Origin of the sequence: Brevibacterium sp. UCMA 11754, assembly GCF_021532275.1 — a bacterium.
GTDB lineage: Bacteria > Actinomycetota > Actinomycetes > Actinomycetales > Brevibacteriaceae > Brevibacterium.
In genome coordinates this window covers 227140-242346 of the sequence record NZ_JACBOT010000024.1, presented here as the reverse complement: position 1 = coordinate 242346, position 15207 = coordinate 227140, and the positions used below count along the sequence as shown (strand labels likewise).

Sequence of the window (15207 nt, the reverse complement as noted above, 5' to 3'; positions counted from 1 at the left end):
GCTTAACCTCACACGGGGGAGTCGCTTAGGGTGGTGCTAAGGCAATCAGCAGGGCAGAAACGACGTCACCGCGCGGGGCACACCTTCGTCGGCGGGACGGGGACTGGAGGACACATGGACGAGGACGTGGTGCAGATAGAGGAACTTCTGCGGAAGCCGTTGCAGACCTCTGGGTTCTACCTGGAGTCGGTGAAGGCCGTGGCTGCCGGACAACGTCGGGCGCTGACGGTCGTCGTCGACCTTGATGAGTCCAGCACAGAGCCCATGTCGATGGAGAAGATCGCCGAATCCAGCCGACTCGTCGGCGACACCCTCGACGAGGTCGAGGTCTTCCGCGACAAGCCCTATCAGCTCGAGGTCACGAGCCCAGGAGCAACGAGGAAGCTCGAGTCCCCGCGGCACTTCAAACGGGTGCTTGGTCGCCGACTCGAAATCAGCACGAAGAAGGACTCCTTCAAGCTCGATCTCGACGATGTGGGCGAGAACTCAATTTCGGGAATCGATCCCGCCAGTCGTGAGAAGCGGACAGTCTCGATCGGCGACATCGTCAAGGCACAGGTCGAACTCAAATTTCGGTGAGCGCAATCTGAGATAGAATGTCACGCCTGCATAAATGAAGACCGACAATTCAATGCTCGAGGGAGCCGGAGAGGATATAGGCCATGGATATCGACCTCAGTGTTCTGCGCATTATCGAGCGAGAGCGGGAGATTCCGCTCGATACGCTGATCGAACTCATCGAACAAGCTCTCTTCCTTGCCTATCAGAAGACCGAGGGCGCGTGGCCGGATTCCCGCGCTGAGCTGGACAAGACCTCCGGCGAAGTCCGCATCCTTGCCGTCGAGTTCGACAATGATGACAATCCGATCGGCGAATTCGACGACACTCCCACAGGCTTCGGACGCATCGCTGCGCAGACGGCTCGGCAGGTCATCCACCAGCGTCTGCGCGATGTCGCAGACGAATCGGTGCTCGGCAACTTCAAGGGCCGCGAGGGTGAGATCGTCTCCGGCACCATCCAGCAGGGCCGGGACCCGCAGATGGTGCAGGTCGACCTCGGTGATGTCGAGGCAGTCCTGCCGCCGCACGAGCAGACTCCCGGCGAGTCATACCGTCACGGAACCCGCCTGCGCGTCTACATCGCCGACGTCCACAAGGGGCCAAAGGGAACGTCGGTCACTGTTTCGCGTACGCACCCGAACCTCGTCCGCCGGCTGTTCGCGCACGAAGCACCGGAGATCGCCGACGGCACTGTCGAGATCGTCTCCCTGGCTCGTGAGGCCGGTCACCGAACCAAACTGGCAGTTCGCGCCACGAAGCCCGGCGTGAATGCGAAGGGCTCATGCATCGGTGAACTCGGTTCCCGCGTGCGGGCCGTGATGAACGAGCTGGGCCAGGAGAAGATCGACATCGTCGACTACAGCGACGACCCGGCCAAGTTCATCGGCCATGCACTCTCACCAGCCAAGGCGACGAAGGTCGACATCCTCGATGCCGATCTGCAGGAATCACGCGCCATCGTGCCCCGTGACCAGCTCTCCCTGGCCATCGGCAAGGAAGGGCAGAACGCGCGCCTGGCGGCCAAGCTCACCGGCTGGAAGATCGACATCATCCCAGGCGAATAGGCATCGGGCGTGATCTGAACCACCCGGGGTGTGGCACGGGTGGGGATGGAAGTGCTGTAGAATTATGTACTGTGATTGTGGGCGCGGCACCTCGAAGGACGTGCATCGCCTGCAGGCAAAAGGCCGACCGGGACGAACTCACACGATTTGTGATTCGACCCGATCAGCATCCAGCCATCGTCCATGACGTGTCAGCGACACTTCCGGGACGAGGAGCCTGGGTGCACCCGGACGCCACATGCCTGAAGAGGGCATTGACGACCGCATCCTTCGCTCGAGCCTTTCGAACGAAGGTCACCGCCTCGGACCTGCCGAGGATGGATACCGAACCCAAGAAGAGCGGGTAGCCCGAATGGATGACAAGTTGTGAGTGTCGTGCGATGACACCGCTATCGGAATTCGAGAGAGCAGTGAAATGAGAACTGCTCTTCATTGATGAGGTTCTTTCCTGACCGGGAAAGAACCCGGACAGGAGAACTGTGGCAAAGCCCCGTGTCCATGAGCTCGCAAAAGAGCTCGGCACTACAAGTAAGAACGTCCTCGAGAAACTCCAGGGCCTGGGCGAATTCGTTCGCTCTGCTTCCTCGACCCTCGAAGCACCCGTTGTGCGCAAGGTGAAGGAAGCATTCGCCGAGTCCGGTCCGGCCGGCTCCGGCGACAAGACATCCGGCGCATCCGCCGACTCGAAGCCGGCTGCTAAGCCAGGCGCCAAGCCTGCCGCGAAGCCCGGAGCTCCCAAGCCCGGTGCAAAGACTTCGGCCAAGCCAGGAGCCAAGCCCGGCGCGGCGCCAGCTTCGGCACCGACCGAAGCAGCTGAATCCACGCCTGCAGAGGCGAAGCCCGCAGCTACGCCGGCCGGTGCGAAGCCTGCTGCAGATGCGAAGCCTGCTGCAGATGCGAAGCCCGCTGCAGATGCCAAGCCTGCTGACACGGACGCGTCCGCTGCAGACACCAAGTCTGCTGATGCCCCTGCTGAGCAGGCCAAGCCTGCGGCGCGTTCGAACGCGCCGAAGCCTGGTGCTGCTGCGAAGCCCGCTGCGGCTCCTAAGCCAGGTTCGGCACCCAAGCCTGGCTCTGCTCCGAAACCGGGCGGTCGCTCGCCGGCCCGTCCCGGAAACAACCCCTTCGCCCCAGCACAGGGTATGCCCAAACCGGCAGGACGCGGCGGACCCAAGTCCGGCAATCGTCCCGGCGGCCAGGGTGGCCAAGGCGGTCCAGGTGCGCGCCCGGGCAATAACCCGTTCGCAAACTCGCAGGGGATGCCGAAGCCAGGTCAGAAGCCACCTCGTGCATCCGGTGAGGAAGGCGCAGCAGGTCCACGTCCGGCACCACGTCCGGGCGCACCTCGCCCCAACCCATCGATGATGAAGAACTCTGCGCTGAACAAGCCGGCTCCAGGCCGCGGTCGCGGCGGGGGACGCGGCAACGCGCCCGCCGGCGGCGGTGCACCCGGTGCGCCAGGTGCAGCTCCAGGCGGCGCACCTGCAGGTCGTCGCGGACCCGGCGGCGGTCCAGGCGGTCGTGGTTCAGGTCGCGGTCGCGGAAGCACCCAGGGTGCATTCGGCCGTGGAGGCGGTCCCCGTCAGAAGGGACGCAAGTCGAAGCGGGCCAAGCGCGCCGAGTTCGAGCAGATGCAGACACCGTCGGTCGGTGGCGTCTCTGTTCCACGCGGCGACGGCAACACTCCTCTGCGTCTGCGTCGCGGATCCTCGCTGGCCGATTTCGCTGAGAAGATCAACACCGATCCGACGAACCTCGTGACGGTGCTCTTCCACCTCGGCGAGATGGCGACCATCACCCAGTCTCTGGATGAGGGCACATTCGAGGTCCTCGGCGAGGAGCTCGGCTACAAGATCGAGATCGTCTCACCCGAGGACGAAGACCGTGAGCTGCTCGGGACCTTCGGGCTCGACCTCGACGCGGAAGCCGCGGATGAGGGCGACGAGGATCTCGCAGCACGTCCACCGGTCGTCACGGTCATGGGTCACGTCGACCACGGTAAGACCAAGCTGCTCGACGCCATTCGCTCTGCGAACGTCGCTGCCCGCGAAGCCGGCGGAATCACCCAGCACATCGGTGCTTACCAGGCCGAGGTCGAACACGAAGGCATCGAACGCAAGATCACCTTCCTCGATACCCCAGGTCACGAGGCGTTCACCGCTATGCGTGCCCGTGGTGCGAAGTCGACCGACCTTGCGATCCTCGTGGTCGCGGCCGATGACGGCGTGATGCCGCAGACCGTTGAAGCACTCAACCACGCTCAGGCGGCGAACATTCCGATCGTTGTCGCAGTGAACAAGACCGATAAGGAAGGCGCTAACCCCGCCAAGGTCATGCAGCAGCTGACCGAGTACAACTTGGTTGCCGAGGAATACGGCGGCGAGACCATGTTCGTGCCGATCTCCGCGCTCAAGCGCGAGGGCATCGACCAGCTGCTCGAATCCGTGCTGCTGACCACTGATGCTGCGCTGGACCTGAGGGCCAATCCGGACAAGTCCGCTCGCGGCATCGCGATCGAAGCCAAGCTGGACAAGGGCCGTGGCGCGGTTGCGACCGTGCTCGTCGACTCCGGCACCCTGCGTCAGGGAGATGCCATCGTGTGTGGCACCGCCTACGGACGTGTGCGTGCGATGTTCGATGAGAACGGCAACCTCGTCGAGGAGGCGGGACCGTCCCGTCCCGTCCAGGTGCTGGGTCTGTCGTCGGTGCCTCGTGCAGGCGATACCTTCATCTCCACTGATGATGATCGCACCGCCCGTCAGATCGCTGAGAAGCGTGACGCCATCGAGCGCAATGCTGCTCAGGCTCGCGGTCGCAAGCGCATCAGCCTCGAGGACTTCACCAAGGCACTGGCCGAGGGCAAGGTCGACATGCTCAACCTCATCCTCAAGGGCGACGTGTCCGGTGCTGTCGAGGCGCTGGAGGATTCGCTCCTCAAGATCGATGTGGGCGACGACGTCGACCTGCGCATCATCCACCGCGGTGTGGGTGCGATCACGGAGAACGACATCAACCTGGCCACGGTCGACAACGCGATCGTCCTGGGCTTCAACGTCCGTCCGGAGGCGAAGGCTCGCGACCTGGCCGAGCGCGAAGGCGTCGATGTCCGCTACTACTCGGTCATCTACCAGGCGATCGACGACATCGAGAGCTCGCTCAAGGGCATGCTCAAGCCGGAGTACGAAGAGGTCCAGACAGGCACCGCGGAGATCCGCGAAGTCTTCCGGTCCTCCAAGTTCGGCAACATCGCCGGCTCCATCGTTCGCGATGGTCACATCACCAGGAACGCGTCTGCTCGCGTCACCCGTGATGGAGTGGTCGTCGGGGACAAGGTCAAGATCGAATCCCTGCGTCGTTTCAAGGACGATGCCACCGAGGTCCGCGAAGGATTCGAGTGCGGCATCGGCCTGGGCAGCTTCAACGATCTGCGCGTCGGCGACATCATCGAGACCGTCGAGATGCGTGAGAAGCCTCGCGACTGATCGACACGTCGCTCTCCCATACCGGGTTCTGAACGGGGAATGTGCGAGCGGGTGGCATGAGTCCACTCGCCCGCGCACTTCCCGGGCAGGACCCGGTCTGCGGTTCGCAGGCCTCTGCGCTGTTGCGCACTGGCGTCCCCGGCGATGAGAGAATGTGCCGGGGGAGTTCTCCACGGACGCAGCTCCACCCAGATACACACACACGGCTGCAGCTTCACCCAGACACAGGTACACCCCAGACACACAGATACAGATACTCAAGTGGCAGTTCCAACAGAACTCAGTCACTGTCACAGTTCAGACGAAGAAGGAAGTCACCATGGCAGATGCAACTCGGGCGCGTAAGATCGCCGACCAGATCAAGGTCATCGTCGCCAGCACGATCGAACGCAGACTCAAGGACCCCCGTCTCGGTTTCGTCACGGTCACCGATGTGCGCGTGACCGGAGATCTGCAGCATGCCTCGATCTTCTACACTGTCTTCGGCGACGGGCAGGATCTCGAAGCCACAGGCAAAGCACTGGAGTCCGCGAAGGGCTTCATCCGGTCAGAGGTCGGCAAGGGCCTGACGATCCGACTGACTCCCAGCCTCGAATTCATTGCCGACGCCGTGCCGGAGGCCGCCGCTCACCTGGACGGTCTCCTCGCCAAAGCCGCAGCAGATGACGCACGGGTTGCCGGACTGGCCAAGGACGCGAAGCCCGCGGGAGACGAAGACCCCTACAAGAAGGCCGACGAGGAAGACTGACTGGTCACAGCGCTATAACGAAGCACCGATGCGACAGTGCTCCGGCTGTGTCCGCTCGGCTGAGTACAGTGGGCCTCGTGCGCGCAACCGCGATCTCTGTCACTCTCGCGAAAAACATCACGTAACAGTTTTGTAATCTTTCACTTCTGGTTTAGACTTTTTCTGGTAACGAAATGATTACGACTCTGTTAAGGGATTTCTGCATTGGGTAAGCACTCTTCGCCAAAGCCTGGCTTTGCTAAGCAGCTGGTCCGGGATCTGACCCCCGCCAGCAAGCGCTCTTCCGGTCGGCACTCCTCGGAAGCACCGTCGACCGCCACCTCCGTGCTGGCAACTGTCAGGCAGCGTCCCGTCGTTGCCGCGATCGCGGTTCCGGCCGCAGCCACCGCTGCTGTCGTCGGCTCGACTGTCGTCATGAGCCCGCCCGAGGCCGGCAATGTCACGACCGAGGCCGCTGACACCTCTGCGCAGCAGGCGAAGTCGAGCCCCTCGGCCGTCAGCCAGGATGAGATCGACGCCCAGCGCGAGAAGGCCGGCGAAGAGTACCTCAAAGACGTCAAGGACGATCCCAAGTACAAGAACAAGACCTCGAAGACGACACTCGACGTCAAGACTCCCAAGCCCAAGCCGTCCCCGACGACGGAGAAGGCGCAGACGGAGTCCGGCGGTGCGAAGTCATCTGACGAGAAGTCCTCCGATTCGGATGAGAAGTCGTCTGAGGGTGGAGACACTCCAGAGGGCATCTCGAACGAACCGTGCTCGGTCTCGTCCTCGATCGAATCCGGACTGCAGCCCAACGCCGTCAACGGCTACCGCGCCGTGTGTGCGAAGTTCCCCGAAGTCAAGACCTACGGCGGCGTTCGGCCGGGCTCCGGCACCTCGGACCACTACACCGGCGAGGCCGTCGACATCATGATTACCGGCGCCACCGGCGACCGCATCGCCGAGTACCTGATCCAGAACTCCGGAGCACTCAACGTCAAGTACGTGATCTGGAAGCAGCGCATCTGGAACCCAGGCAGCGGTTGGAGCAGCATGGAAGACCGTGGTTCACCCACGGACAACCACTTCGACCACGTGCACGCCTCGTTCAACTGATCGAACCTGACACGTGAGTGATACTTCCCCACAGGGTGTCCTTGTCTGTGACAAGCCCCAAGGCCTGACCTCCCATGGCGTCGTCTCTCGGATTCGGCGCTGGTACGGCACCCGCAAGGTCGGGCATGCCGGAACCCTCGACCCTATGGCCACGGGCGTGCTCGTCCTCGGGCTGGGCCGCGGGACCAAACTCCTGGGCTACATCACCGGTGTGTCCAAGACCTATCTGGCCACGATCCGTCTCGGCTCGGCCACGCCGACCGATGACGCGGACTCCGAGCCGGACCTCTTCGCCGATCCTGCGGCACTGTCGGCAGTCACCGATGACGGGATCGCCCACGGCGTCTCAGCTTTGAGGGGCTCCATCGACCAGGTTCCCAGCGCGGTCTCCGCGATCAAGGTCAACGGCCAACGTTCCTACGCCCGCGTCCGTGCCGGTGAAGACGTTGAGCTCAAGGCGCGCCGAGTCGAGATCTCAGACTTCACCATCCTCGCCACCCGGTACTCCGTTGCACAGGGCCACATCGATGTCGACGTCGAAGTCGACTGCTCGTCGGGCACCTACGTCCGTGCACTGGCGCGAGACCTCGGGAGCAGCCTCAGCGTCTATGGGCATCTCACCGCTCTGCGGCGCACTCGAGTGGGAGCCTTCAGCCTCGACGAAGCGGTGACGATCCCCGATGATCTCGACACCGAAGCACCCGCGCTGACCTCGCTCGCCGAGGTGGCCCGGACCCTGCTTCCGGCCGTGCACGTCGATTCCGCGGAGGCCAAGGCCCTGATGCAGGGCAAGACGATCGGCACCGATCGGAGCCCGGATCAGGGTGATGAGGTGGCCGTGATCGTCGGCGAGGAGCTCGTCTCGATCGCCGAGGTGCGTGCCGGGGGAGTGCTGAAATCCCAGACGGCCTTCGCCATCGACCTCGCCTAAGAGCGCAACGACGATGCGGGAAATACAACGTAATCGCTTGTATTCGATAGATACAACTGAAACGGTTGTCTATCGTGGTGGACTTTGGTGTACTTGAGTCATGTACGTCATGACCATCGACCAGCGAGGGTCTCGTGAGCGCACTGATGAGGTGCCCGGGCTGCTCGACGTTCTGGCCCGCGTTGAGACCCAGCGGGGCTTCGAGCGTACGATCGGCGATGAGGTGCAGGGCGTTCTCGACTCACCCGAGCAGGTGACTCTGGCCGTCCGTCTGCTGGCCGCACGGACCGGGTGGCATATCGGAATCGGAGTCGGCCCGGTCGACACCCCATTGCCAGCTTCCACCGCCGAGGGCAGGGGGGAGGCCTTCTATGCAGCCAGGCGCGCGGTCGAGGCCGCAAAGGGTGCCCCCGCTCATCTTGTCGTCGACCCGGAGACAGTGCATTCGAGCCTGGCTGAAAGCGCTCTGCGCCTGGTGGTCTGGACGTTCGAGAACATCCGGTCCCAGTCTCGGCGCTACATCGACCGCAGGCTCGACCACCCCGACTCCACTCAGCACGACATCGCTGAACACTTCGACGTCTCCCAACAGGCTGTGTCCAGGGTGCTCTCCCCGGGCGGTGTGGAACTCATCGAGGGTGCCTGCGCACTGTCGACCTTCCACCTGGCCCATGTAGGAGAGCTGGCCCATGTAGGAGAGACCGGGGACAGCGACTCTCAGGCAGGTGACCATGTGGTTTGACGTACTCATCGCTGTCATTGCGGCGATCGTGTCCGCGGCGGGCGGCTACCTGCTCGTTCCGCTGTTCCTGCGGATGACCCACGACGGGCCCGGCTCGAAGCCGAGACGCACCGGCAGTGAGGACATCGAAGTCCTGCGCGGCGGAATGTGGATCGGGATCGTCGAGCGCGCCCTCATCGCCGGAGCCATCGTGCTGGGCAGGCCCGAACTCATGGCCGTCGTCGTCGCAGTCAAGGGGCTCGGGCGCTTCGCGGAGATCAAATCCTCGGCGGCGGCGGGCGAGCGATTCATCATCGGAACGTTCCTCTCCATCGCGATCGCATCCCTGGTCGGCGTGATCGGCTGGGCCGTCATCTCCTGAGGCGTGCGTGGGTTAGCACGTGAGAACATCTCTGCGATAACCTGAGTCGGTGCACGGAAGGAGCAAACGTCGAGTGGAGCTTTATCACGGACTGAATGAGGTCGGGACCGACGATGTCGGCACCGTCGTGACCCTGGGCAACTTCGATGGGGTCCACCGCGGTCACCAGACTGTTCTCCAAGCCGTAGCGGCACTGGCCAGGGAGCGCTCTCTGCGCTCCGTGGCCATGACCTTCGACCCGCACCCTCGCACGGTCCACCGCTCTGATGAGCCGACGCTGATGATCACGAGCACCGAGCAGAAGGCCGACTTCATCGCGGACACCGGCATCGACGCCCTGTTCGTCCAGCACTACGATCTCGACTTCGCGGCCCAGAGTCCCGAGGAGTTCGTGCGCACCTACTTCGTTGAGGCCCTGGGCTGTGAGATCGTCGTCGTCGGTGATGACGTGAGGTTCGGCAAGGACAACGAAGGCACCATCGAGACTCTGCGCCACCTCGGCGAGAAATACGGATTCCGGACCGAGACGATCGAAGAAGTCGGACGTGGGGGACGGTACTCCTCCTCGCGGATCCGGGAGCAGATCATCGGCGGAGATGTCGCCGAGGCTGCCGATCAGCTGGGTCGCTATCACCGGGTCGAAGGGGCCGTCGTCCACGGCGACGCCCGCGGTCGCGACCTCGGATTCCCGACTGCGAACCTGTCCGAAGATGCCGAGGGCCTCATTCCCGCCGATGGTGTCTATGCCGGGTGGGCGACATTCTCCGATGAGGATCAGGCGTACCCCGCAGCCATCTCGGTGGGTACCAACCCCACGTTCGAAGGCAGCGTCCGACGGGTCGAGGCGCATGTCCTCGACAAGGAGTTCGGCGAATTCGACGTCTACGGCAGGCACATGACTCTCGAGTTCGTCTCACGAATCCGTGGACAGGTGACGTTCACCGGCATGGACGAGCTCGTCGTGAAGATGCACGAGGACATTGCTGATGTGCGCGAGGTGCTCCACACCTGATAAACTGAACCTTGCCGTTTTCACCGGCCGCGGTTCGATAGTGCTGAGACTGACAGGTTTCGGCGCCGCGCAACGATCAAAAGGAGAAGTCCATGGCTCTCAGTACTGCTGAAAAGCAAGAAGTCATCAAGGAATATGCAACTCACGAGGGCGACACCGGTTCTCCCGAGGTTCAGGTTGCGCTGCTGACTCGCCGGATCACCGAGCTCACCGAACACTTCAAGGATCACAAGCACGACCACCACTCGCGTCGTGGCCTGCTGCTCCTCGTCGGCCAGCGCCGCCGGATGCTCAAGTACTTGCAGCGCGTCGAGATCGAGCGCTACCGCTCGCTCATCAAGCGCCTGGGCCTGCGTCGCTGAGACCAGCCCCATGACATTGAGCGCGACTCGGACGAACTGACACAGACTCGAACGAGACACCTCAGACGAAATGAAGCGTCCTGCATCATGCAGGGCGCTTCTTCGTCGTCCCCGGCGGCTCAGTTCTCCGGGAGCTCAATCCCCGGCATGCCCGGGTGGAATGCGAGGCAATGGCTCACAGAGGCAACTGCGGTAGACTTCAACGTGGACAACCATGTCATGGACGTTTCGGTCCTCGGTAGTGGCTTCCGGAACAGCACGCATGTGCATGCTGTTTCCGTGGGCCCCGATCGATGACCGGCTTGGATCCATGGGGTTGTCCGAGCCAATATCCACCGGATCGACGCGGGCTTCTTTCGCCTTCATTCTTCGAAGGTGTCCGCGTGCCGGTTACAAACAAGGAGAATACGTGGGACTCAACCCTGAATCCGCCGTAGCGCACATTGACAATGGCAGCTATGGTTCACACACCATCCGCTTCGAAACAGGACGGCTTGCACAGCAGGCCGCCGGTTCTGCCGTCGCCTACCTCGACGACGAAACCATGCTGTTCTCGGCCACCTCGGCGGGCAAGAACCCCCGTGAGGGCTTCGATTTCTTCCCTTTGACCGTCGACGTCGAAGAGCGCATGTACGCCGCGGGTCGCATCCCCGGTTCGTTCTTCCGCCGTGAAGGACGCCCCTCGACCGACGCGGTCCTCACCTGCCGCCTCATCGACCGCCCTCTGCGCCCCTCCTTCGTGAAGGGACTGCGCAACGAGGTGCAGGTCGTCGTCACAGTGATGTCGATCCACCCCGACCACATCTACGATGCACTGGCCATCAACGCGGCCTCGATGTCGACTCAGCTCTCCGGACTGCCCTTCTCCGGCCCCATCGGCGGCGTGCGCATCGCACTCATCGACGGCCAGTGGGTTGCCTTCCCGAACCACTCGCAGCTCGATGACGCCGTCTTCAACATGGTCGTCGCCGGCCGTGTCGTCGGTGACGACGTTGCCATCATGATGGTCGAGGCAGAAGCCACCGACAACGCCATCGACCGCATCAAGTCCGGTGCCACCGCACCGACAGAAGAGGTCGTGGCCGAGGGACTCGAAGCCGCGAAGCCCTTCATCAGCGAACTCTGCCGTGCGCAGCAGGAGCTGGCCGACAGTGCAGCCAAGCCCACCGTCGAGTTCCCTGTCTTCAAGGACTTCCAGGACGACGTCTACGAGGCTGTGCGCGAACTCGCCGAAGCCAAGCAGACCGAGAATTTCCAGATCGCTGACAAGCAGGAACGCGAAGCAGCAGGCGAAGTCCTGCTGTCTGAGCTCTTCGACCAGCTCGGCGAACGCTTCGCCGGCCGCGAGAAGGAAATCGCCGGAGCCCTCAACGCTCTGACGAAGCAGGTCGTGCGCAAGCGCATCCTCACCGAGCAGATCCGCATCGACGGTCGTGGCCTCAAGGACATCCGTCCGCTGACCGCCGAGACCAACGTGATCCCACGCGCTCACGGCTCGGCCATCTTCGAGCGCGGAGAGACCCAGATCCTCGGTGTCACCACGCTGAACATGCTCAAGCTCGAACAGCACATCGACTCTCTGTCGCCTGTGACCACGAAGCGTTACATGCACCACTACAACTTCCCGCCCTACTCGGTCGGAGAGACCGGTCGTGTGGGCAGCCCGAAGCGCCGCGAGATCGGACACGGTGCACTGGCTGAACGTGCACTCGTGCCTGTTCTGCCCAAGCGCGAGGACTTCCCCTACGCCATCCGCGAAGTCTCAGAGGCACTCGGATCCAACGGCTCGACCTCGATGGGTTCGGTCTGCGCATCGACTTTGGCCATGCTCTCGGCTGGTGTGCCGCTGCAGGCTCCCGTCGCAGGCATCGCCATGGGACTCGTCTCCGACGTGATCTCCACCGACACAGGTGACCAGACCGCATACGCGGCACTGACCGACATCCTCGGTGCCGAAGACGCCTTCGGCGACATGGACTTCAAGGTTGCCGGTACGCGTGACTTCATCACTGCGATCCAGCTCGACACCAAGCTCGACGGCCTTCCCGCCTCGGTGCTCGGTGCCGCACTCAAGCAGGCGCAGGAAGCCCGCATGGTCATCCTCGACGTCATCGCCGAGGCCATCGATGCTCCGGCAGAGATGGCTCCGACTGCTCCGCGCATCATCTCGGTGAACATCCCGGTCGACAAGATCGGCGAGGTCATCGGACCCAAGGGCAAGATGATCAACCAGATGCAGGAAGACACCGGCGCTGACATCAGCATCGAAGACGACGGAACCGTCCTCATCGGTGCCGCCGACGGAGCAGCCGCAGATGCCGCCCGCTCGATGATCAACGCGATCGCCAACCCGCAGGTGCCCGAGGTCGGCGAACGTTACCTCGGAACCGTCGTGAAGACGATGAGCTTCGGCGCATTCGTCTCCCTGACACCGGGCAAGGACGGACTGCTGCACATCTCCGAGCTGCGTAAGCTCAACGATGGCAAGCGCGTCGAGGACGTCGAAGACGTCGTCGGGGTCGGACAGAAGGTCCAGGTCGAGATCACGAAGATCGACGACCGCGGCAAGCTGTCACTCTCGCCTGTCAGCGACGATGACGAAGAAGCAGAAGAGGAATCAGACAACTGATACTCAGAGATTCTCACACCGGGGAGGGCAGCCGAATCGATCGGTCTGTCCTCCCCGGTGGTTTGACAGTGACCACCGAACACATGCCCGGACTGGCCTCGGAGACCATCGGCATCTGGGTCGCGGCAGGTTCGCGCGACGAATTGACCGAGACCGCCGGATCGACCCATTTCCTCGAACACATGCTCTTCAAGGGAACGCCGACGAAGGACGCGAAGACGATCGCGGCAGCCTTCGACCGGACCGGGGGAGACTCCAACGCCATCACGGCCAAGGAACTCACCTGCTACTACTCGCGCTGCCTGGTCACGGACCTGTCGGACATCACCTCGCTGCTCGTCGACATGGTCTCGAACTCGAACCTGGACGCCGAGGAGTTCGAACGCGAACGCGGCGTCATCATCGAAGAGCTGGCGATGTCCGCCGACGACCCCGGCGACGTCCTCTTCGATGACTTCGACGAGCTCATCTTCGGCGACCACCCTCTGGCACGTCCGGTCGGCGCGACGAAGGACCAGATCCGCGTGCTGGGCCATCACACGCTTCTCGAACACCACTCGACGACCTATGTTCCCCCGCGTCTGGTCGTCGCCGCCGCCGGCGGTGCCACCCACGAGGAAGTCCTGGGCATGGTCGATGACGCATTGGTTCAGGCTGGCGTCGGTTCACAGACCGGCTCACACACCTGGGACAGCCCCGCCGCGACAGCAGGCCGGGTGCCCGACCGCAGCGCACGTGAGGTGCCGACGTTCCATTCAGGCCGCTCACACACGGTCAAAGACACCGAACAGCTGGGAATCCTGCTCGGCTGCGAGGGTCTCGAAGAGGGCCATCCGGATCGCTTCGTCTATTCGGTGCTGCTGACGATGCTCGGCGGAGGAATGTCCTCCCGACTCTTCCAGAGCGTGCGAGAAGAACGCGGTCTCGCCTACGCCGTCAACTGCATGGCAAGCCAGTTCACCGACTTCGGAACGTTCGGCATCTACGCCGGCTGCACACCGGAGAACGGCCAGGCTGTCGTCGACCTGGCACTGGCCGAATGGGACCGTCTGGCGCAGGAGGTGCCAAGTCGCACCGAACTTGACGCGATCGTCTCCCAGCTCTCGGGCTCGATGGTCCTCGGACTCGAATCCTCGGCCGCACGGATGAATCGACTGGCCCGCTCGGAGATCTTCGGAATCCCACTCGAATCTCCGCTCGACCTCATCGAACGCGTCCGCTCGGTCACGGCTGAGCAGGTGTCGACAATGGCAGGAGAACTCATGGGTCGCCCGAAGTCGCTGTCCCTCGTGGGACCGCAGGCTGACGTCGTTCTGCGCTGAGGATGAGATGACGCTGGTCTGAGGATGAGATGACGCCGGCCTGAGGCGATGCCCGCAGGCTCCGAACCGTGAGCATCTAGAATGGCTGTACAACAAGATTCGTGTTGTACAGCCATTTCTGTCTGTGTGGGGGAGAGGTTCATGCCGCGAAAGAGAGCATCGGTGCGTCGGGAGGAGATCCTGGCAGCGACCGTGGAGGAGATCGAGGCCACCGGCCTGCGCACCCTCCGGGTCGCCGATGTCGCCGCACGGCTGGGGCTGAGCCCGAGCCTGGTCATCTACCACTTCGTGACGAAGGAAGCACTCGTCGCCGCAGCCTTCGCACACGCCGGGGAGAACGACCTCTATCGCGCCCGTCGACTCGCCGCGACGCAGAAGCCAGCATCGCAGCGGCTCAGAGACGTCGTCCAGTGGTACATGCCGACAGGCTCGACGAGGAGCTGGAAGATCTGGATCGACGGGTGGTCTGCCGGACTCTTCGACGATGGGATGAGGTCGACGTTCTCCACCCTCGACCGAGAGTGGAAGACGATACTGTCCGAGCTCATCGTCGCTGGGCTCGAGGCGAAGGAATTCCGATTCAGCCACGTCCGAATGGCTACGGAAGCGTCCGCGAACGGACCCACAGGCGCCACCGTCGCAGAGCTGGCAGATGACTGCGCCACGAGGATCCTCGCGTACCTCGACGGGCTCGCAGTCCAACTCATCATCAACCCTGGATCCGTGTCGCCTACGACCCTGTCCGGTTGGGTCGATGCCTTCGTCGCACGCGAATTGGACTGAGCTTCGCACTTACCCCGAATCGCTCTTGACGCGGCAGGCCTCCGACGGTCAGACTGATGGTCTGAAGCTAACTGAATGGCGGTTCAGTAAAATTATGGGGAGCAGCATGTTC

The 15207-nt window shown here is 63.1% G+C and carries 14 protein-coding genes; all 14 read left to right on the top strand.

The window, feature by feature from the left end; all coding sequences use genetic code 11:
* Nucleotides 1-114: 114 nt before the first annotated feature.
* Nucleotides 115-579 carry a ribosome maturation factor RimP gene (gene rimP / locus HX613_RS13110; RefSeq protein WP_235345734.1) on the top strand — a complete coding sequence of 155 codons (465 nt, stop codon included), beginning with the start codon at nt 115-117 and terminating at the stop codon, nt 577-579.
* Between the two features lie 83 nt (nt 580-662).
* The gene (gene nusA / locus HX613_RS13105) at nt 663-1625 is read left to right on the top strand and encodes a transcription termination factor NusA (RefSeq protein WP_235345733.1); all 963 of its coding nucleotides are present in this window, start codon (nt 663-665) and stop codon (nt 1623-1625) included.
* Between the two features lie 71 nt (nt 1626-1696).
* On the top strand, nt 1697-1972 hold the full coding sequence (locus HX613_RS22240) for a YlxR family protein (RefSeq protein WP_143922523.1): 276 nt from the start codon (nt 1697-1699) through the stop codon (nt 1970-1972).
* Between the two features lie 132 nt (nt 1973-2104).
* Entirely contained in the window at nt 2105-5107 is a 3003-nt protein-coding gene (gene infB / locus HX613_RS22720) for a translation initiation factor IF-2 (RefSeq protein ID WP_235345731.1), read from the top strand.
* 319 nt (nt 5108-5426) lie between these two features.
* Nucleotides 5427-5855, top strand: coding sequence for a 30S ribosome-binding factor RbfA (gene rbfA, locus HX613_RS13090; protein WP_235345730.1), 429 nt, complete (start codon nt 5427-5429; stop codon nt 5853-5855).
* 204 nt (nt 5856-6059) lie between these two features.
* On the top strand, nt 6060-6953 hold the full coding sequence (locus HX613_RS13085; protein WP_235345729.1) for a ligand-binding protein SH3: 894 nt from the start codon (nt 6060-6062) through the stop codon (nt 6951-6953).
* A gap of 13 nt (nt 6954-6966) precedes the next feature.
* Entirely contained in the window at nt 6967-7884 is a 918-nt protein-coding gene (gene truB, locus HX613_RS13080) for a tRNA pseudouridine(55) synthase TruB (RefSeq protein ID WP_235345728.1), read from the top strand.
* 100 nt (nt 7885-7984) lie between these two features.
* Nucleotides 7985-8626 (top strand): hypothetical protein, encoded by a 642-nt coding sequence (locus HX613_RS13075; protein WP_235345727.1) that lies wholly within the window; start codon nt 7985-7987, stop codon nt 8624-8626.
* Nucleotides 8616-8987 (top strand): hypothetical protein, encoded by a 372-nt coding sequence (locus HX613_RS13070; protein ID WP_235345726.1) that lies wholly within the window; start codon nt 8616-8618, stop codon nt 8985-8987. Before HX613_RS13075 ends, HX613_RS13070 begins: the two co-directional genes overlap by 11 nt.
* A gap of 73 nt (nt 8988-9060) precedes the next feature.
* Nucleotides 9061-9999 carry a bifunctional riboflavin kinase/FAD synthetase gene (locus tag HX613_RS13065; protein WP_235345725.1) on the top strand — a complete coding sequence of 313 codons (939 nt, stop codon included), beginning with the start codon at nt 9061-9063 and terminating at the stop codon, nt 9997-9999.
* Nucleotides 10000-10091: 92 nt separating this feature from the next.
* Nucleotides 10092-10361, top strand: a complete 270-nt coding sequence (gene rpsO, locus HX613_RS13060) for a 30S ribosomal protein S15 (RefSeq protein WP_009882989.1) — start codon at nt 10092-10094, stop codon at nt 10359-10361.
* Between the two features lie 409 nt (nt 10362-10770).
* On the top strand, nt 10771-12990 hold the full coding sequence (locus HX613_RS13055; RefSeq protein ID WP_235345724.1) for a polyribonucleotide nucleotidyltransferase: 2220 nt from the start codon (nt 10771-10773) through the stop codon (nt 12988-12990).
* A gap of 68 nt (nt 12991-13058) precedes the next feature.
* On the top strand, nt 13059-14312 hold the full coding sequence (locus tag HX613_RS13050; protein ID WP_235345723.1) for a M16 family metallopeptidase: 1254 nt from the start codon (nt 13059-13061) through the stop codon (nt 14310-14312).
* Nucleotides 14313-14453: 141 nt separating this feature from the next.
* A complete protein-coding gene (locus HX613_RS13045) occupies nt 14454-15095 on the top strand; it encodes a TetR family transcriptional regulator C-terminal domain-containing protein (protein ID WP_235345722.1) in 642 nt (213 codons plus the stop codon).
* Nucleotides 15096-15207: the final 112 nt, after the last annotated feature.